This is a genomic window from Halalkalibacter oceani (genome assembly GCF_023715705.1).
Taxonomy (GTDB): Bacteria; Bacillota; Bacilli; order Bacillales; family Bacillaceae_D; genus Halalkalibacter; species Halalkalibacter oceani_A.
Genome location: NZ_JAMBOS010000002.1, coordinates 203581 through 223794, shown reverse-complemented (window position 1 = coordinate 223794; position 20214 = coordinate 203581). Strand labels below are relative to the sequence as shown.

Genomic DNA, 20214 nt, shown 5'->3' with positions numbered 1-20214 from the left:
CGGCATCCCAGGTCATACAATACACCCGAAATCGTCTGCCGACTAATAAGGTCAGACCTTTATCTAACGCTAGCCGTTATCCAATCCTCTGCTCATATTCTTTTATCTTATCCTCGTAGGTTAGAGTCCGGCCAATTTCATCCCAGCCGTTTAGCAGCATTTCTTTCCAATAAGGATCAATCTCGAAGGATGCTTCAAAGCCTTCGCCCGTGATTTTTTGTGCCTCTAAGTCAACTGTAATCTCAACAGCCTGATTCGCTCCGCTTGCCAGTAGCTGGTTGACTTTCTTTTCATCAAGACGGATCGGCAGCATGCCGTTTTTCACACAGTTATTATAGAAAATATCAGCAAAGCTTGGCGCGATAATGATTTTAAAGCCGTAATCTTGCAAAGCCCACGGAGCATGCTCACGTGATGAACCGCAGCCGAAGTTATGAGCAGCGACTAAAATCGTCGCTCCTTTGGTGTGGGGCTGATTTAGCTCAAAATCCGGGTTTGGCGAACCATCTTTCAGGAAGCGCCAGTCGAAAAACAGAAATTGACCAAAGCCGCTGCGTTCTACCCGTTTCAAGAACTGCTTTGGAATGATCTGGTCCGTGTCGACATTGACCCGGTCCATTGTTGCAATCGTTCCTGTATGTGTAATAATTGGTTCCATTGTACTCCCTCCCTCTATTTATTGAGCAACTTGTTCCTTTTTCCACTTTCTCACATCGACAAAGTGGCCATTGATTGCTGCTGCCGCGGCCATTTCCGGACTGACGAGATGAGTCCGCGCGCCTTTCCCTTGACGGCCTTCAAAATTACGGTTTGAGGTTGACGCGCAACGCTCTCCTTCCGGCACAACATCAGGGTTCATGCTTAGGCACATGCTGCAACCGGAGCTGCGCCATTCAAAGCCCGCTTCTTCAAAAATGCGATCAAGTCCTTCTTCTTCCGCAAGCTTTTTCACGCGTTCTGAACCTGGCACAACAAGAGCTCGGACGTTTGGAGCAACCTTATGTCCTTTAACGACTTCGGCTGCAGCACGAATATCGCTGATGCGTGAATTCGTACAGGAGCCAATGAACACATGCTGAATCTCAATTTCTGAAATTGGCGTTCCCGGACGAAGATCCATATAGGCTAATGCCTGAGCAATCGCCCGTTGTTCCGTTTCATTTTTACCATCTTCAGGCGAAGGAACCACTTTTGAAATCCCCGCTCCCTGCGAAGGGTTTGTTCCCCATGTAACCATCGGCTCGATTTCACTCGCATCAATCGTCACAACGCGGTCATACACCGCGCCTTCATCAGTAGCAAAGGCTTGCCACTTTTCCACGAGCTGATCAAACGCTTCTCCGGATGGAACGTTTTCGCGCCCTTTTAAATAATCAAAGGTTACCTGGTCAGGGCTAATCAGTCCTGCTTTTGCTCCTGCTTCAATCGACATATTACAAATCGTCATCCGCTCTTCCATTGTCAACCCGCGAATCGCATCACCGGTAAATTCAATAACGGAGCCCGTTCCTATATCTACACCAAATTTAGCAATAATCGCTAAAATGATGTCCTTCGCTGCCGTTCCCGGTAATAATGTGCCTGTTACCCGGACCTCAAGCGTTTTCGGGCGGGCCTGCCATAACGTTTGTGTCGCAAGCACATGCTCGACTTCACTCGTACCGATCCCGAAAGCAAGCGCGCCAAAAGCGCCATGCGTAGATGTATGACTATCTCCACATACGATTGTTTTTCCTGGCTGGGTTAACCCTAGCTCGGGCCCAATAACATGGACAATTCCATTTTCAGGATGTTCAAGATCGACAAGATCAATGCCGAATTCGCGGCAATTCTCTTCCAATGTTTCCATCTGCTTGCGGGCAATCTGGTCGGTAATGTTATAACGGTCAACAGTCGGCACATTATGATCCATCGTCGCAAAGGTTAAATCAGGTCGACGGACCTTGCGTCCTGCAAGCCGCAGGCCTTCAAATGCTTGTGGAGAAGTTACTTCATGGACCATATGAAGATCGATATAAAGTAAAGACGGCTTCCCCTCTTGTGCGACAACCTCATGCGCTTCCCAAATTTTTTCGATAATCGTTTTTGCAGCCATCATTCGCTCCTCCTTTTCTATTCACCACATTGGGGTAGAAATGGGAGCAATGGATATGCTCCATTGCCCCGTGTGTTTTAAGACGTTGCTGTTGTCTGTTTCAATGCTTCCACGACTTTTTCAGTCATTTCGTCCGTTGACAGGACATTGGCCTGATCAGCCGTTAAATCTGCCGTACGATACCCTTTATTTAAGACGTGATCAATCGCCTTCTGTAATGCCTTCGCTTCCTCCGGCATTTCCAGCGTATAGGCGAGCATTAATACAACTGAAGATAATGTTGCCAACGGGTTGGCAATTCCTTTTCCGGCAATATCCGGCGCCGATCCATGAATCGGTTCAAACAATCCTGGTCCCGCCTCACTTAAGCTGGCAGAAGGCAGCATTCCGAGCGAACCTGTAATCATTGAAGCCTCATCACTTAAGATATCTCCAAACATGTTCTCCGTGACGATAACGTCAAACTGCTTCGGGTTACGGATAAGCTGCATCGCTGCATTATCAACAAGCATATGACTATACGTCACTTCCGGATAATCACCGGCAACCTCTTCAACCACTTCGCGCCATAGACGGCTTGATTCCAGCACATTCGCTTTATCGACCGACGTTAAAACACCGCGACGCTCACCGGCAAGCTCAAATCCGCGTCTGACGATTCTTTCAATTTCGCTTCTCGAATAAATCAAAGTGTCAACGGCGGTTTCGTCGCCATTCACATTTCTGCGCTCACGCGGTTCACCAAAATACAATCCGCCAGTAAGCTCTCTTACAATTAACAGATCCACTCCCTGAACAACTTCATCCTTCAACGGAGAAGCATCAGCCAAGCTATTAAAAATTGTAACAGGCCGCAAGTTAGCAAATAAACCGAGTGACTTGCGTAGACCGAGCAGACCTTTTTCCGGGCGGATATCACCATGCAACGAATCCCATTTCGGTCCGCCAACCGCTCCTAATAAAACCGCATCGCTTTGCTGGCAGGCATCAATCGTTTCCTGCGGTAAAGGTGTACCGTATTCATCGATTGCCGCTCCTCCCAGATAAGCATGCTTCACTTCAAATTCATGTCCATAAGTCGCCCCGATTTCGGTCAGCACCCGTTCAGCTGCCGCTGTCACTTCAGGTCCAATCCCGTCACCAGGAAGAATCACAATCCGTTTTTGCATTCGGTTCTCCTCCTTTCTTTCCGCTTTGTTTGGCTCCATTGAGTTGGAAACAGCCATCCCAATAGAATGGCTTTATCTTAATTCGGCATATTTTCTGACATATTTTTATAAGAAAAATGCATAGCGCCCTTTCTTATAACGGATGCGTACCAAAAGGAAAGACATTCCTTTCGGCACACAAACCCTTATCCCAGTATTGACAATGAAAATTAGTTGTTAGCGCCGACTGCACCCTTTTTCGCTTTAACAAATGGCATCATTTCACGAAGCTCACGGCCGACAACTTCGATTGGGTGATTCTTTTCTGCTTCATTGATTGTTGTGAATTCAGGACGGTTCGCCTGGTTCTCAAGAATCCAGCCTTTTGCGAATTTACCAGTTTGAACATCTGATAAGATCTCTTTCATTGCCTTCTTCGTTTCGTCCGTTACGATACGCGGTCCAGCCTGGAAGTCACCCCATTGAGCTGTATCGGAAATGGAATAACGCATGTACTCAAGTCCACCTTCGTACATTAAGTCAACGATTAGCTTTAATTCATGCAAGCACTCGAAGTAAGCAACTTCAGGCTGATAACCGGCTTCCACTAATGTTTCGAATCCAGCTTTCACAAGCGCTGCCGTTCCTCCACATAATACTGCCTGCTCACCGAAAAGATCTGTTTCCGTTTCTTCCTTGAATGTTGTTTCAAGCACACCAGCGCGAGCTGAACCAATTTGCTTTGCGTATGCAAGAGCGATATCTTTCGCCTGACCCGTTGCATCCTGAAATACAGCGATTAATCCCGGTACCCCGGCTCCATCTTCAAATGTACGGCGTACTAAGTGACCAGGTCCTTTTGGTGCAGCAAGGAAAACATCGATATTTTTAGGTGGAACGATTTGGTTAAAGTGAATGTTAAAGCCGTGAGCGAATGCAAGTGTTTTTCCTTCTGTTAATTCCGGCTCGATTTCGTTTTTATACACAGCCGGTTGAATTTCATCTGGAAGAAGGATCATGATTAGATCCGCCTGCGCAGACGCTTCACGAACGGAATATACATTAAAGCCATCGTTTTCAGCTTGCTCCCATGATTTCCCTTGGCGAAGTCCGATGATTACATCAACGCCGCTTTCACGCATATTTTGTGCATGAGCGTGGCCTTGAGAACCGTAACCGATAACAGCTACCTTCTTTCCTTGTAATACTGCCTCGTTTACGTCACCATTGTAATAAACTTTTGCCATAATAAATCTCTCCTCGAATTTTGAATTTTGTTTTTTTATTAGGAAATGAATTCCAAACTAATTGATAAGGGTCAGCCGATAAGGATCGGTGACAGGTTTTTTCGTGCTACGATTGAAGGCCGTAATACCTGTACGGGCGAGTTCTTTAATCCCATAAGGACGGAGCAAATCAATAAATGCTTCCACCTTTTGATGATCACCCGTAATTTGAACCGTCATGCTTTCTCTGCCAATATCAATGACACTGGCCCGAAATGGATTAACAAGGGCAGCTACCTCACCACGTTGCTGCGGAGTAACAACGACCTTAACAAGGGCCAGTTCTCTCGCAACAATAGATTCATCGGTAATGTCCTTCACCTTCAACACATCGACCTGCTTATTCAATTGCTTGATGACTTGCTCGATGTTTTGCATGCTGTCGACAAGGACGACAAATGTCATTCTCGAAATCGCCGGGTTTTCTGTCATTCCGACGGTAATGCTTTCAATGTTAAAATGCCGTCTCGCAAACAACCCGGTGATGCGGTTAAGGACACCTGACGTGTTGTTAACAAGTGCTGTTATCGTCCGTTTCATGGCTTAACCCCCTCCATTTGATGATGACCCTTTCCTGGAGGAATCATCGGATAGACGTTTTCATCCTTGGCGACACGAATGTCCATTAGCACCGGTCCCGGATGAGCAAGCATTTCATTCAACGCCGCTGCCAAGTCGGATTTCGCATCGACTCTAATTCCTTTAATGTCATAAGCGCTTGCCAGCTTGACGAAATCAGGCTGAATTGGGAAAAGTGAATTTGAATAGCGCTCACCGTGGAAAAGCTGTTGCCATTGTCTAACCATGCCGAGTGAGGCGTTATTGACGATGACCACCTTAACCGGCAAGTTCAGCTCCTGAAGAATCGAAAGCTCTTGGGCTGTCATTTGGAAGCCGGCATCGCCGGTTACAGCAATAACGGTCGATTCCGGCTCGGCAAACTGGGCGCCGATCGCCGCCGGAAAACCAAAGCCCATCGTCCCAAGCCCGCCGGACGTCACCCAGCGGTTCGGCTTATTAAACTGATAAAATTGCGCTGACCACATTTGATGCTGACCAACATCAGTCGTAATAATCGCCTCGCCTTTTGTGGCGTCATGAAGCATTTCCAGAAGCTGCTGTGGCTTGATCGTCTCGCCATCCTCTTTATACCAGAGTGGATATTCCTGCTGCATTTTCTGAAGATGACCGCGCCATTCGCTTGTGTCAGCCGGTTCAGCCTTCTCTTCAAGCAGCATTTGCAATGCCTGCTTCGCATCGCCAACTACCGGAATTTCGGTTTCGATATTTTTCCCGATCTCCGCCGGATCAATATCGATATGGACGACACGCGCTTCAGGAGCAAAATAGTCAAGGTTCCCGGTTAAACGGTCATCAAAGCGCGCTCCGATGCTGATCAGCAAATCAGCTTCATGAATCGCCATATTGGCGGTGTAAGTACCATGCATTCCCGCCATTCCGAAAAACAGCTCATGGTTGCCAGGAAACCCGCCCAAGCCAAGCAATGTATGAACTACCGGAATTTGATACGTTTCCGCAAAGCTTTGCAGTTCATTAGCCGCTTTGCCGTGAAGCACACCGGCTCCGGCAAGGATTACCGGCTTTTTCGACTCGGCTACCGCCTCCACCACCTTGCGGATTTGCAGACGGTTTGGAACGATTGTCGGCTGGTAGCCAGGAAGGACGACCTCCTGGTCATAGTCAAACAATCCGCTTGCCTGAGAGACATCCTTTGGCAAATCAATCAAAACCGGACCCGGGCGGCCTGTCGTCGCGATATGGAAAGCCTCTTTAATAATGCGTGGCAGCTCTTCAATCGAGCGGACCTGATAGTTATGCTTTGTAATTGGCATTGTAATTCCAATCATATCCGCTTCCTGGAACGCATCTGTTCCAATCACAGAAGTTGCTACTTGGCCCGTTATGACAACTAGAGGGAGAGAGTCAATCATTGCATCTGCAATTCCGGTAACAACATTCGTAGCCCCCGGACCAGACGTCACAATACAAACCCCTGGCTTTCCAGATACTCTGGCATAGCCCTCTGCGGCATGAATTGCGCCTTGCTCATGTCTTGCGAGAATATGGCGGATTCCCGTTTTATAGATTTCATCATAGGTTGGAAGAATCGCGCCACCAGGGTAACCAAAAATGACATCGACGTTTTCCCTTGCAAGTGCTTCAATTAACATGCCTGAACCTGACAATTCTTTAATTGATTCATTTGCCTGCTGTTCTTTCTTCTTTACTTTCATACTCATCTCCTCGTGCCTCCTTACATAATCATAACTTTCTCTCCACACTGTCCAAAACAAAAAACCTTTCCACCCCATAGAAAGCCATCTCTGGCTTAAGGGGTGAAAAGGTTTCCTTTCCACGGTACCACCCTTATTCATTGAATTAAACATCAATTCAATCTTACGGATAAGTTCAACGACTTATCACATTTTGGTAACGAGTGCTGTGAACACTCGACTAACCCTAATAGAAACCGTTCAGGCTAGTACTCAGAGGCGAGCTTCATCATTACTGACCTCACCGCATCTCAGCAACCGCGGCTCTCTGTTGAAGTCATCGTAATGATTACTTTTCCTCATCTTCGTTTTCAAGCTATTAGATTTTCATAATTCCGCCGGTATTAGCCGATGTTACTAATTTTGAATAGCGGGCCAAGTAGCCTTTCTTAACTTTTGGCTCAGGCTCTACCCATCCTTCTTTACGCTTCGCATGTTCTTCCTCTGAGACAAGCCACTCAATTGTGCGGTTTGTCAGGTCAATGCGAATCTTATCGCCATTTTCCACAAAAGCAATCGGTCCGCCTTCAGCCGCTTCAGGTGAAATGTGTCCAATGGAAATTCCTCTGGAAGCTCCTGAGAAACGGCCATCTGTGATCAGTGCGACCTTTGTTCCTAAGCCGCGACCTGTGATCGCTGACGTTGGAGCAAGCATTTCAGGCATCCCCGGACCACCCTTCGGTCCTTCATAGCGAATGACGACGACGTGGCCGGCACGGACAGTACCGTCATTGATTCCTTGCTGCGCCTCATCCTGTGAGTTAAAGACAATCGCTTCTCCTTCAAACACCTTAATGGAAGGGTCAACGGCTCCAACCTTGATTACCGCGCCGTCCGGGGCAATGTTTCCATATAGAATCGATAGGCCGCCGACCGGGCTGTATGGATTATCTTTCCGACGAATGACGTCATCGTTAGTAATCTCTGCATCTTTGACGTTTTCATACAAACTTTTTCCGGTAATCGTAATGCGATCACGGTGAATCGCTCCTTCGATCTCACAGAGCTCTTTAATAATGGCACTTACGCCACCCGCTTTGTGAACATCATCCATCGAATAATCCGATGCCGGACTGATTTTACATAAATATGGTACACGCTCCGCTACCTGGTTAATGCGCTGTAAATCATAGTCAATTTCTGCTTCGTTGGCAATTGCCAATGTATGAAGAACAGTGTTTGTCGAACCGCCCATCGCCATATCAAGAGCGAAAGCATCGTCAATTGTTTCTTTTGTGACGATATCGCGTGGTTTAATATCATTCTTAATCAGGTTCATCAAGTGCTTCGCTGCATCCTTAATGAGCTGGTGACGGTCTTCAGAAGTCGCGACAATCGTGCCGTTACCCGGCAATGCCAAACCAAGCATTTCCATCAACGAGTTCATCGAATTAGCGGTGAACATTCCCGAACAGGAGCCACAGGTTGGACAGGCTGATTGTTCGATTTCAAGCAGCTCTTCCCTTGTCATTTTTCCTGACGAAACAGCGCCCACTCCTTCAAAGACAGATACGAGTGAAAGACTTTGACCATCTTTCGTCCTTCCCGCTTCCATCGGTCCTCCTGATACGAAGACAGAAGGGACATTGGTACGAACTGATGCCATCAGCATTCCAGGTGTGATCTTGTCACAGTTCGGAATGTAAAATACTCCGTCAAACCAGTGAGCATTAATCACCGTTTCCGCCGCGTCACAGATAATTTCCCGGCTCGGAAGGGAATAGCGCATACCGATATGTCCCATCGCAATCCCGTCATCGACTCCGATTGTATTAAATTCAAACGGAATACCGCCGGCTTCGCGAATAGCTTCCTTCGCTACTTCCGCAAATTTATTCAGATGCATATGGCCGGGAATAATATCGATGTACGAATTACAGACCCCGATAAACGGTTTATCCATTTCGTCTTCTTTAACACCCGCAGCGCGTAGAAGACTTCGATGAGGTGCGCGGTCAATTCCTTTTTTTATCATATTACTTCTCATACAACTCTCTCCCAACTTCAACGCTTCTCGCTGTTTCTATTAACGGATTTCTACTTCCGGGTATACTTTCTCACCGTCTTCAATCACTCTCGTTCTGAAAGCTTCAAGAAGCCGGTTCGTTTCTTTTCCTGGGTAACCATCGCCGATTTGGCGGCCATCAACCTTTACGACCGCAATCACTTCAGCTGCCGTTCCTGTTAAAAAGACTTCATCAGCTGTATAAACATCATGTCGCGTGAATGGTTCCTGCTTCACGGTGTAACCAAGCTCCGTAGCGATTTCAATAATCGCGTTCCGGGTGATCCCCTCAAGGGCACCGACATAGCCCGGAGGTGTGGACAGCGTGTTCCCTTTTAAGATAAAAACGTTGTCCGCTGAACCTTCGGCAACGTAGCCTTGATCGTTGAGCATCAGCGCTTCACTGACTCCCGCGAGACTGGCTTCAATCTTCACCAGAATGTTATTCAAATAATTCAGAGATTTAACTTTAGGACTAAGAACATCCGGCCGATTCCGTCGTGTTGCAACCGTAATGATTTCCAGGCCACTTTCATACAGTTCCTTTGGAAACAGAGCAAGTTCTTCAGCGATTACAATCACTTGCGGATTTGAACAGGATGATGGATCAAGACCCAGGTTCCCGACTCCACGTGAGACAACAAGGCGAATGTACGCATTTTGCAATTCGTTCTTTCGCAGCGTCTCAATTAAAACACCTGTCATTTCCTCTTTTGTCTGAGGAATCTCAAGCATGATCGATTTTGCGGAATCATAAAGGCGGTCAAGATGCTCCTTTAATCTGAATACATTCCCCTCATACACGCGAATTCCTTCGAATACGCCATCCCCATATAAAAAACCGTGGTCATAAACCGAAATCTTTGCATCTTCCTTCTCTACGAACTCTCCATTTAAATAGATCCACTGTTCAGCTATGACGCTCACTCTCCTCATCATTCATGCCACTTCTAGTCTGTGTAAAACGCGAGATGTTCGGCATATGAAATATCTCTCTTGAGCGGACATTTGTTTATAACAATAGTTGTTGTTTGAGGTTTATAATACGCTGATTCAGGGGCATGGTCAACCACTTTTTCAGAAAATAATTTGACTATTTTGATTTGTCAGCACTTATGTATGCGCTTACATTCCCGTCATTGCCTGTTCTGACGTCAGATTTTTCGACATAAAAAAAGTTTCGGGCCTCTATCTTTTCGTTTGCCCCCGTTGTTTTTAGCCGTCCTAATCCGATTCCCGCCTGCTATTTTTTAGCATAGAATGACAAAAGCTGGGACATCCTATAGAGGGGTGATAAGCAATGATCAAATTCCTGAAACGGACGTTAAGACGGTCCGCCAAATTTCCTTATATCCACATTCGTCAGCGCTCAAAAGCATCACTCGTCATCGTGAAAGATCTTTCGGACCGCTGCAAAACCGAAGCGGAAAAAAAGCTTTATCAGCAATTGCGGGCAAGGCTCTATTATCCGACTCCGAACTATTATGTTCAAGGTATTCTGATTACGCTGGCCTTAGTTCCATTCAAGCTTGCCTTCATCGAAACGGACCCTGGCAACAATCAGTCACGGATCAGCCGCCAACTAAGGAAAAAAGGCTGGGAGGTTGTCTTTTTTGATGCAGAGAAATTGCTTCAGGATGAGAACCGTTATGTGAACATCCTTTTACAAGCTGCGCCGGAACCAATCAAAAACGTCTCTTCCTGATCTTACTCCGGGAAGAGACGTTTTTTGCTGCCTATGTTCTTTATCTACTCCAATGCTTTTATCACTTCATCAATTCCATAAGATTGTCCGATTGGACCATAGCCAAGCGCAAGCTCGCCATTAATTGGATAAACCTGTCCATTTTGAACGGCCTTCAATCCTTGCCAAACCGCGCTGTCCTCCCACTCATCTGTCAGTGCTTTCATGCTTGGATCAACGATATTGAAGCATCCTAAAAATAAGTGAGACGGGTCCAATTCACTCAACCCTTCAAGAGAAAGCTGTCCTCCCTCTTTCATTATTTCAAAATCAGGCGATGTCAATTGCAGCGTATCGTAATAAAGCGACAGATGATTGGTCCCCTGAACCCAAAGAACATCCTCTCTTACTTGAACAAACAGCACATCCTCGCTCAGATCAGCCAGCTTTTCCTTCGCCGCTCCAGCCTTTTCGTGAAAATCTGCCAGGAAGCGGCTTGCTTGTTCTTCCTCACCTAAAATCTCACCGAACAGCGTCACGAGCGCCGGCCAGTCCTCCCATACGACATACTTTTGTTCATCAACAACATAGGTCGGAGCAATTTGCTTCAAGTGATCAAGATCAACCTGCTGATTAATCTCACTGCCGGCAATGATGAGATCCGGCTCAAAAGCAAGCAAGGCTTCCATGTTCACCTGCTCGTTCTCCCCGACAATCACAAGCTCCTCAAATTTGCTGACATAAGGCTGATAGCTGTCTGTATGCAGGACCGAGCGCTTCTCAGTAAACGGTAATGCCAGCGCTGCAGCCGGCACATCAAATAATAAGAGGGAATCAGCAAACCCCCAATGAATGACCGCGACTCGTTGCGGTTTTTCTTCTATCGTCATTTGACCGTTGGCCGCTTCAACAATCCGCGGAAAACCGTCCTCTGTCTGAGCCGCTTCGTTGCGTTCCTCTTCTTCTGCAACTGGCTCAGCCGTCTGCCCGTCCTGCGGCTCCTCACTTGAGCAGGCGCAACTTAGCAGGATGAGCAGAATGAGCACGGCAAGCTTCGGTATGTTGGATGATATAACTGACATGTTCAAAACTCCCTCTTTTCCCGTTTCTCAACGATAACAATTATCATTATCAATAGAAATGATAACAGCGTTCGTCTGCGCTGAAAATAGAGAGTTTCCCGAATCGACGATGGATTATTTCGTCTCCTGTCCGGAAAGCCTGCTCGGAGAGACGCCTTTGTATTTTTTGAACAGCCTGCTGAAATAATAAGCATCAGCATACCCTACACTTTGGGCAACATTCTTAATCGTAAATTGCCCTGTCATCAACAGCTCGTACGCTTTGTTCATCCGATACTGTATAAGATAGTCAATCGGCCCCGCCCCTGCAAATTTTTGAAAAAGATAAGAAAAGTACTTCGGCTTCATATCATAGCGGCCGGCCAACAAGGAGAGCGTTAGCGGGCTCGCATAATTCGCATGAATATAGGTGATCGTTTCCTCAATAAACGTATGACTGTCCCGATTTTGACTTTGACGCTCCGCTTGTAAAATATCATTTACCAGCTCGTAAAAAACGGTCTGTTTTGCGAAGCTGCTCATGCTGTTTGCCGCGGAGGTCACCGTTTGCAGCCGCTCGATTTTCTGCATAAGGGGAGGCTCTAGCGGACAGCACAATTCATTAACTTCGATCAACGGCTCGATCCCACTCTGCTTAAGGTTTCGCGGCAAATAGTGAATCAAACAATATTCAAAGCCGGCATTCCCGACTTCTATGTCAAGCTGCATCCGATAACCGCCAAGCAGCGCTTTGCCAGGGAATAACTCATAATGATCCGTGCTGTTGAAGGTAAACGTTGCTCTCCCTTGCAGGGCAATAATCAACGCACAATGGCGGGTTGGACTCCTGCTATGCCCCCGGTAAACCTGATTGGCATCCAGGCGGGTGCGATAAACCCCATCAAGCGCAAGCGGCACTTGAACGAAGCGATCGGCAAGCCTTTCATAGGAAACCTTCACCCTTTCACCTCCTCCCTCTTTTTTTCAATAGCAAAAAAGCCTTCTATCCTATTTGACAAAAGACGGTATCTTTTCGATAGAAAGAAGGCTAATCTATTTTTTCATTTATGTAATAATCAAATGGCGTCCCAGGAGAGATTCGAACTCCCGACCGACGGCTTAGAAGGCCGTTGCTCTATCCAGCTGAGCTACTGGGACCAAAAAGCGGGTGATGGGAATCGAACCCACGACATCAGCTTGGAAGGCTGAGGTTTTACCACTAAACTACACCCGCATATTAGTATTATTTTATTCCTATTGGATTCAGCACGCAACTGGCATGCCTCTTCCTCTTCTCGCTTACCCTTCGGTGCTTCTTGCGTCGAGGCAACTCGGGGGCTTTTCGACGATGCGTCGCTCGTGGCTGAGGTTTTACCACTAAACTACACCCGCATATTAATATTATTTTATTCCTATTGGTTTCAGCACGCAACTGGCATGCCATACTTTTCTTCAGGACACTTATTTTCCCGACGACATTTATAATAATACAGAAGTTTGGTGGAGCTGTCAATAGTTATTTTCCAATTGTAAAAGCTGTCTCAAAAGGGGATAAATCGGCCTTTTGAGACAGCTTATCCCTTTTAGGCTGAAAAGAGATAGATCATATCTTCGACAACATCCCCGTCTTTTGTGTAGAAGGTGACAACCGTCTCTGTCTCTCTGCGTTCGCAAAGACAATAGGTCCCTTCCGCCCTGTTTCGCGGCAGACGAATACTTCCTGGATTAATGTAAATGACGCCATTTTCCTTGAAGGCTGTAGCGACATGGGAATGACCAAAGCAGACAATATCTGCTCCGATTTCCTCGGCCCGGTAACTTAGCGTGACGTAGGTCATTTTGACATTGTATTTGTGACCATGGGTGGCATAAATGGTTGCCCCTTGAACCGTCTCGCTCCATTCCTCCGGAAAACGACTTGCATCACAGTTTCCTCGGACAACGATTGCCTGTTGAAGAGCCTGATGCTGTTCAGCAAGTTCAGAATCACCGCAATGCAGGATGAGATCGACTTCCGCCCGATGCCTTGAAATGATCGACTCGACCTCTTCTACCAGACCATGGCTGTCACTTAAGATTAATGCTTTCACACCATCTCCTCCTTACTCCCAGTCTGAGCGGTTCGCTGTAAGCTGCTTCATCGCCTCGGCTCGGTGGCTGAAACGGTTTTTCTCTTGCGGGGAAAGCTCCGCCATTGTCTTTTTCAGCTGGGGAACGTAAAAAATCGGATCATAGCCAAACCCATTTTCACCAGAAGGCGTTAACGCGATCTCCCCCTCACAGAACCCTTCGTAGTACTGCGTTAGCCGATTTGGACCTGCTACGGCAATCACACAAACGAAGCGGGCGGTCCGCTCCTCCTGAGGGACTCCCTGTAATTCAGCCAGGACTTTTTCGTTATTTGCCTGATCATCCTTATCAGCACCTGCATAACGGGCAGAGTAGATGCCTGGTCTACCATCGAGAGCATCAACAACGAGCCCTGAATCATCCGCTAAAACGGTCTTGTCAAAGGCTGCGGCAATCGCTTCTGCCTTCTTCGCTGCATTTTCACGAAAGCTCTGCCCATCCTCGACGATCTCCGGTATGTCCGGAAAATCAAGCAACGAACGGACCTCCAAGTCCATTGGCGCAAACAACTGTTGAAAATCCTTTACCTTCCCGGCGTTCTTTGTTGCAATTACGATTTCCCGCTTCATTCACCTTTCTCCTTCTGACCAATTCGTGCAGCAATTTCTCCGAGAATTTCGCTTTGTTTCATGATCAAAGAGTCGATCCCGCCTTCCGCCAAATCAAGCATCCTGTCCAGCTGGGCACGCGAAAAAGTCGCTTCCTCCCCTGTTCCCTGCAATTCAATCAGCTGATGATCTCCAGTCATAACAACATTCATATCGACTTCCGCCGCCGCATCCTCGATATAGCATAAATCAAGCAGTTCTCCTTGCTCTTTCATACTGCCGACTGAAATCGCCGCCAGATAATCAACAATCGGCCATTCCTTAATTTTGCCGGTCTTCATTGCCTTCTCCATCGCCAGAGCGAGGGCGACAAACGCCCCGGTAATCGAAGCAGTGCGCGTGCCACCATCAGCTTGAATCACATCACAGTCAATCCAGATCGTTCGTTCGCCGATTTTCGTTAAATCGATAATGGCCCGGAGCGAGCGGCCAATTAACCGTTGAATTTCCATCGTTCGCCCAGTCACTTTCCCTTTTGACGATTCTCGAATATTCCGCTGTTCGGTTGCTCTTGGAAGCATCGCATACTCGGCGGTGATCCAGCCTTTTCCCTGGCCGCGTAAAAAAGGAGGGACCCGGTCCTCAATACTCGCCGTACAAATGACCTTTGTTTCTCCCATTGAAATCAGCACCGATCCTTCCGGGTGCTTGACAAAGTGTGGAATGATTTCCACACGACGCAGTTCATCATTTGCTCGTCCGTCCGTTCTCATCATCCGCCTCCTCAATCTATCATTCATTGCTTCATTCTATGTAATAAGGATAAGAATAGGTTGTCCCAAAAGCCCCGCTTTGGACACTACCCTTTTCGTAGGTCATCTTAAGGTTCGAGATCGTCTTCTTCAATACCTCTTCATCCTTCTCTTACTGCTTTGGGGGTGTGGCAAAGAACCTGTTGTCCTTTTGCCACACCCCCTCTTATTACATTCCCCCACTATTATAAAGAAAAGTGCCGCCCTCGTCCAATTTCCTTCATCTTTAATCGAACTTAGTAGCTTCCTGTATTAACCAGTTGCGGGCGGGAGACAGGCTGGACAGCTTCTCCTGTTTCAGCCAGAACATTCGCTTCTCCATTTACTTCAATCGCTACTGTTTCAACGCCTTCCTGCTCTGTTAACGTCAGGGCGAGCATGTTCAACACGTCTGTCGAGACAGCTGTTGCCTGAAGCTCACTGAGAATATCTTCATTGAAATTCAGTGTAACAACCCCATTTTCATAACTTGGCTCTTCCTGCAGGGCGACACCTTGTCTGAAATCAGATAACAGCTGAGAATGAGGCGAAGGGCCGCGTAGAAGCTCTGTTACAGCGGCTGTTAGAGAATCGTTCTCCATTGATACACGGCGAGTGACCGGAACATAATAGGAGTTGTCTCCATTTTGGGCCAGAAAGTAAAGGGTTACCCCTTTACTATTCACAATATCAGTGACAGCATCCGATTCGATATTAATCCCATCAGAGCGGCTGACTCCTTCGCCGATCGGTGTGCCATTTACCGGCATCATTTCCTGCTCATAGCCGTTAATGCGGATTTGGACTTTCTCTACATTATCAAACTGAGTCAACGTCCATGTAATCGCCTGAAGAATCTGCAGCTCTTCCGCCGGATCATATTCTTTAAATTCATTTGAAAAATCAGCTACTGCTACCCCATCTTCTGTCAAATTCACGTCGACCGCCGTCCCTGCCGGAATGACAGCTTTAAAGCCATTCGGAAGCAGTTCAGTAATCGGACCGCCATCTACCAAATATTCAAGTGACTGTTTTAACACGCCGTCTGTTTTTGGCAAAGTCAATGTTTGCGGAACAACCATCCCATTTGCATCAATCAAATAAAGCTCGCGCTGCACCGTTTCTGTTGGAACTTCGCTTTCCACGCTTTCCTCCTCTGCCGGCTCTTCGACACCCGCTTCCTCTAAATCAAGTGATTCATTTTCTTCGACATAATTAACAGGCGGTGTATCCATCTCCTGCATCACTTCATTTGAACCAAAAGAACAAGCTGTCATGATGAGCAGCAACGTAAACATTAATAGCACTTTACGCATCATTTTCCCTCCCAAGATGGTTTGTACTAGATGTATACGAGCTGTTAAAAAAGAATAGACCATCTTTTCATAGAAAAACGCCATAAGGATGGACCTGATGATTTCCGTTACACGGCGCTCGCTTTCCGCGGGCAGTACGTGAGGCTCCACATCATTTGTCTCTTTAAACAACAGAAAAAAGGAAAAGAGGGGCGATGATTCCATTTTCCCGGATCCGAAAAAATTGAAAGCAGGCAATGCTGATTTTCGGCTGACATGAAACTGAAAAAACGGCCAGCATCGAATATCCTTCAAAAAACAAAAACGCCCCGGCGGCTCTGGAGAAACCATCGGGACATCTTTTTTGCTTATTCACCTAACTGGATCGTTTCCACATGACCGACATCGATTTCCAACCACTGATCGGCCAAACGCTTGAACCGTTTTGCATCACCGGTCGTGTAGAAATGATGCTCAGGCTGCCGGTCATCCACATAAAGAAGGTTCTTATGATAAAGAAGGCTGCTCACTTCCCGCGCTGTTTCATCGCCCGATGAAATCAATTCAATATCGGGACCGACACGTTCACGGATGACCTCCCGCAGCAGCGGATAATGGGTACAGCCCAAAATCAACGTATCAAAGCCTTTTTGATCGAGCGGCGTTAAAGCCTGATCGACTGTTCGCGCAGCTTCCTCCCCTGAGAACACGCCTCTTTCCACTAACGGCACGAAAGGAGGACAAGCAAGGCTATCAACCTTCACTTCGCTATTAATCGCTTTTAACGCTTTTTCATAGGCACCGCTTGATATCGTTCCCGCCGTGCCGATCACCGCAACATGATCGCGCTTTGTGACCTTTAAAGCACTGATCGCACCAGGATGAACGACGCCAACTACCGGAATCGACAATTCCCGTTTCACTTCCTCCAGCACAACAGCCGCTGCCGTATTACAGGCAATCACCAGCATTTTCATTTGCTCTTTCAACAGGCGGTTGATCATTTCCCACGTAAATCTTCGAACGTCCTCCGGATCGCGTGGACCATATGGACAGCGGGCAGAATCGCCGATATACACAATCTCTTCTTTCGGCAACTGTCTCATAATCTCTTTCGCCACCGTTAGTCCGCCTAAGCCGGAATCTATTACCCCAATCGGTTTATCCAATCCTCTTCCCTCAATTTCTGTCTATTCTGTGCAGTTCATGTAAGCGTCGTTTATTTCACGCGCATTGCCTTCATTTCATCGTGAAGCTTGTGCAGACTTTTCTCCAAAATATCGACTTCCTCCTGAGAAAAATCTGTTAAAATCTTTTCCAAATAATCCTGACGTTTCTTGATCACTTCTTCAATGATCGTCTGACCTTTTCTGAGCAGGTGTATCCGCACCACACGCCGGTCATTTTTATCTTTAACTCGTTCTACGAGTTCATTTTTTTCCATTCGATCAATGAGATCCGTTGTCGTACTGCACGCTAGGTACATCTTTGATGAAAGCTCTCCAATTGTCATGTCACCATGTTCATTCAGCCATTGCAAAGCGACAAATTGCGGTGGAGTAATTGGAAATTGCGTAAGAATGTCACGCCCTTTCTGCTTAACCATGTCAGCCACTCGACGTAATGAGCGTTCAATATGTTCAACCTGGCGATGGTCCATATGTGTTAGCGCACCTCTTTCATTATGAAGCTATTTTCATTATTGTCGCTGTTTTGAGGCTTAATTGCAACAATATCTATGAAAAAAAGTGGCATACCTTTTCTTTCCGTTTCAAGGCAGCCACTTTTTTCTTTTACGTTGTGAAAAAACGCTCTCTGACGCGACGCTCTACTTCAGCTGCGCTCTCGATGTACAGCATTTCTTCGGCAAAGGAAGACAGCTCCTCTTGAGAAAGTTCTAACAGCTGACTTCGTGCCGGCAGGATTGAAGTCGCACTCATGCTTAACTCGTCCAGACCGAGACCGAGTAAAAGTGGTATCGCCACTTCATCTCCGGCCATTTCGCCGCACATCCCGACCCATTTTCCTTCTTTATGGGCTGCGTCCACTACCATTTTCACTAAACGGAGTATCGCCGGGTGGTACGGCTGATATAAATATGAAACTCGTTCATTCATCCGGTCAGCCGCCATCGTGTACTGGATCAGATCATTCGTCCCGATGCTGAAGAAATCGACTTCCTTCGCAAATAAGTCTGCCGCCACAGCTGTAGACGGAATCTCGACCATAATGCCGAGTTCAACCTTATCAGCAACAGAAACGCCCTCGCTTATCAGCCGCTCTTTTTCTTCCATAAATATCGCTTTCGCCTGGCGTACTTCCTCAAGCGTCGCAATCATTGGAAACATCACTTTTAAATTTCCGTAGGCGCTTGCCCGCAGTAACGCTCTAAGCTGCACGCGAAAGATTGATTGTTCCTCGAGACAGATCCGGATCGCCCGATAGCCTAAAAATGGATTCATTTCTTCCGGCAAATTCAAATATGGAAGTTCTTTGTCTCCGCCGATGTCCAATGTCCGAATAATGACCGGCTTGTTGTCCATTCTTTCAACAACTTCCTTATACGCCTCAAACTGCTCTTCTTCAGACGGCAGCTCGCTGCGGTCCATATAAAGGAATTCCGTCCGATACAGCCCGATCGCTTCCGCTCCATTTTTGAGAACTCCGTCTAAATCCTTCGGCGTCCCGATGTTGGCGGCAAGTTCAATATGCTTCCCATCCTTCGTTCGGGTTTTTTCGCCGGCAAGCTTGGCCCATTCCTGCTTTTGCTTGAGGAAGTCCTGACGTTTTTGTTCATAAAGAGCCTTTTCTTTTTCTGTCGGTTCGACGATGACCGTTCCTTCTATGCCATCAATGATCACGGTCATTCCAGTCTTAATCTCTTTCGTTACCGTTTTCGCTCCCACTACGGCCGGAATCTCCAATGAGCGGGACATAATGGCCGAATGAGAGGTTCTTCCGCCAATATTTGTCGCAAATCCTTTAATAAAGGCCGGATTTAATTGCGCCGTATCCGATGGGGTCAAATCCTCGGCAATCACGATCATTTCTTCGGTTACAGCCGCTAAAGATTGCGTTTGAACACCGAGCAGGTGACCGAGCACCCGTTTTGACACATCACGAATGTCAGCCGCGCGTTCTTTCATATATTCATTTTCCATGTTCTCAAACATCTCAATAAACATCGACGCGACTTCATTCATCGCATATTCAGCATTTTGCTTTTCTGCTTCAATTTTTCCAGTGACGGCATCGACAAGCTCAGGATCACTCAGGACGAGCAGATGCGCTGCGAAAATCTCCGCTTTATCCGCTCCCAGTTCCTGCTCAGCCTTATCTTTAATGACTGTAAGCTCTTCCTTTGATTTTGCCACAGCTGCCTGGAAACGTTCAATCTCGGCGGTCACATCCTGCACTTCTTTTTTTTCGATGTTCATTTCCGCCTCAACGTGCACGAAAGCTTTCGCAATGGCAATACCGGCAGAAGCCCCTATGCCTGATAATTGCTTCATTATTCTCCTAACCCTTCTTTAATAACCTCTTCAATCCCTTTCAACGCATCCTCTGCGTCGCTGCCTTCCGCTTTAATCGTCACTTCTGCTCCCTGGCCCACGCCAAGAGACATCACGCCCATGATTGATTTCAGATTCACTGTCTTTTGTTTATACGTCAGGGTAAGGTCAGAGGAAAACTGACTTGCTTTATTGACGAGTTGTGTCGCTGGACGAGCGTGAATACCTGTTTCTGCTGTAATATGAAATGTTTTTTCTGCCATTGTACCTACCTCTTTCTTCAAATAAACAATTTTTGTAAGACATACACCTGTGTTACGTTCGATTTATAACAAAAAACAGGCATGAGAAAAGAAACGCACATG

General features: G+C 46.9%; 19 protein-coding genes, 2 tRNA genes and 1 other annotated feature. Of the genes, 1 reads left to right on the top strand and 20 read right to left on the bottom strand.

Features of this window, described 5'->3' with window-relative positions; genetic code table 11:
* Positions 1–76 precede the first annotated feature (76 nt).
* The 8 genes from leuD to ilvE all read right to left on the bottom strand — a co-directional run bounded on the left by leuD (position 77) and on the right by ilvE (position 9746).
* Positions 77–658, bottom strand: a complete 582-nt coding sequence (leuD, locus tag M3212_RS02950; RefSeq protein WP_251192450.1) for a 3-isopropylmalate dehydratase small subunit — start codon at positions 656–658, stop codon at positions 77–79.
* An 18-nt stretch (positions 659–676) separates the two neighbouring features.
* Complete coding sequence (gene leuC, locus M3212_RS02945; protein ID WP_251192582.1) at positions 677–2095, bottom strand: 3-isopropylmalate dehydratase large subunit; 1419 nt, start codon at positions 2093–2095, stop codon at positions 677–679.
* Between the two features lie 77 nt (positions 2096–2172).
* Positions 2173–3264 carry a 3-isopropylmalate dehydrogenase gene (leuB, locus tag M3212_RS02940; RefSeq protein WP_251192449.1) on the bottom strand — a complete coding sequence of 364 codons (1092 nt, stop codon included), beginning with the start codon at positions 3262–3264 and terminating at the stop codon, positions 2173–2175.
* Positions 3265–3473: 209 nt separating this feature from the next.
* On the bottom strand, positions 3474–4490 hold the full coding sequence (gene ilvC, locus M3212_RS02935; protein ID WP_251192448.1) for a ketol-acid reductoisomerase: 1017 nt from the start codon (positions 4488–4490) through the stop codon (positions 3474–3476).
* Positions 4491–4547: 57 nt separating this feature from the next.
* On the bottom strand, positions 4548–5069 hold the full coding sequence (ilvN, locus tag M3212_RS02930; protein WP_251192447.1) for an acetolactate synthase small subunit: 522 nt from the start codon (positions 5067–5069) through the stop codon (positions 4548–4550).
* On the bottom strand, positions 5066–6790 hold the full coding sequence (gene ilvB, locus M3212_RS02925; protein ID WP_251192446.1) for an acetolactate synthase large subunit: 1725 nt from the start codon (positions 6788–6790) through the stop codon (positions 5066–5068). The genes ilvN and ilvB overlap by 4 nt, the downstream gene beginning before the upstream one ends.
* Positions 6791–6879: 89 nt before the next feature.
* Positions 6880–7138 (bottom strand) — a binding site (T-box leader).
* A gap of 4 nt (positions 7139–7142) precedes the next feature.
* Complete coding sequence (ilvD, locus tag M3212_RS02920) at positions 7143–8810, bottom strand: dihydroxy-acid dehydratase (RefSeq protein WP_251192445.1); 1668 nt, start codon at positions 8808–8810, stop codon at positions 7143–7145.
* A 39-nt stretch (positions 8811–8849) separates the two neighbouring features.
* Positions 8850–9746: a branched-chain-amino-acid transaminase gene (gene ilvE, locus M3212_RS02915; RefSeq protein WP_251192581.1), complete on the bottom strand. Its 897-nt coding sequence runs from the start codon at positions 9744–9746 to the stop codon at positions 8850–8852.
* A gap of 382 nt (positions 9747–10128) precedes the next feature.
* Here ilvE and M3212_RS02910 point away from each other — a divergent pair, with 382 nt between their 5' ends.
* Positions 10129–10533 carry a hypothetical protein gene (locus M3212_RS02910; RefSeq protein ID WP_251192444.1) on the top strand — a complete coding sequence of 135 codons (405 nt, stop codon included), beginning with the start codon at positions 10129–10131 and terminating at the stop codon, positions 10531–10533.
* Between the two features lie 44 nt (positions 10534–10577).
* Here M3212_RS02910 and M3212_RS02905 read toward each other — a convergent pair whose 3' ends face one another.
* From M3212_RS02905 to M3212_RS02850, 12 genes are all read right to left on the bottom strand, one after another.
* Positions 10578–11594, bottom strand: coding sequence for an ABC transporter substrate-binding protein (locus M3212_RS02905; protein ID WP_251192443.1), 1017 nt, complete (start codon positions 11592–11594; stop codon positions 10578–10580).
* 114 nt (positions 11595–11708) lie between these two features.
* Positions 11709–12533, bottom strand: coding sequence for a helix-turn-helix transcriptional regulator (locus M3212_RS22225; protein WP_251192442.1), 825 nt, complete (start codon positions 12531–12533; stop codon positions 11709–11711).
* 121 nt (positions 12534–12654) lie between these two features.
* Positions 12655–12731: transfer RNA gene (locus tag M3212_RS02895), tRNA-Arg, on the bottom strand.
* A 5-nt stretch (positions 12732–12736) separates the two neighbouring features.
* Positions 12737–12807, bottom strand: a tRNA-Gly gene (locus M3212_RS02890).
* Positions 12808–13156: 349 nt separating this feature from the next.
* Positions 13157–13663, bottom strand: coding sequence for a metallophosphoesterase family protein (locus M3212_RS02885; protein ID WP_251192441.1), 507 nt, complete (start codon positions 13661–13663; stop codon positions 13157–13159).
* 12 nt (positions 13664–13675) lie between these two features.
* On the bottom strand, positions 13676–14272 hold the full coding sequence (locus M3212_RS02880) for an XTP/dITP diphosphatase (RefSeq protein WP_251192440.1): 597 nt from the start codon (positions 14270–14272) through the stop codon (positions 13676–13678).
* Positions 14269–15024, bottom strand: coding sequence for a ribonuclease PH (gene rph, locus M3212_RS02875; RefSeq protein WP_251192439.1), 756 nt, complete (start codon positions 15022–15024; stop codon positions 14269–14271). Before rph ends, M3212_RS02880 begins: the two co-directional genes overlap by 4 nt.
* 275 nt (positions 15025–15299) lie before the next feature.
* Positions 15300–16358: a GerMN domain-containing protein gene (locus M3212_RS02870; RefSeq protein WP_251192438.1), complete on the bottom strand. Its 1059-nt coding sequence runs from the start codon at positions 16356–16358 to the stop codon at positions 15300–15302.
* 347 nt (positions 16359–16705) lie between these two features.
* On the bottom strand, positions 16706–17506 hold the full coding sequence (racE, locus tag M3212_RS02865) for a glutamate racemase (protein WP_251192437.1): 801 nt from the start codon (positions 17504–17506) through the stop codon (positions 16706–16708).
* A 50-nt stretch (positions 17507–17556) separates the two neighbouring features.
* Entirely contained in the window at positions 17557–17997 is a 441-nt protein-coding gene (locus M3212_RS02860; RefSeq protein WP_251192436.1) for a MarR family winged helix-turn-helix transcriptional regulator, read from the bottom strand.
* A 133-nt stretch (positions 17998–18130) separates the two neighbouring features.
* Positions 18131–19849, bottom strand: a complete 1719-nt coding sequence (ptsP, locus tag M3212_RS02855; protein ID WP_251192435.1) for a phosphoenolpyruvate--protein phosphotransferase — start codon at positions 19847–19849, stop codon at positions 18131–18133.
* On the bottom strand, positions 19849–20112 hold the full coding sequence (locus M3212_RS02850; protein ID WP_251192434.1) for a phosphocarrier protein HPr: 264 nt from the start codon (positions 20110–20112) through the stop codon (positions 19849–19851). Before M3212_RS02850 ends, ptsP begins: the two co-directional genes overlap by 1 nt.
* Positions 20113–20214 lie beyond the last annotated feature (102 nt).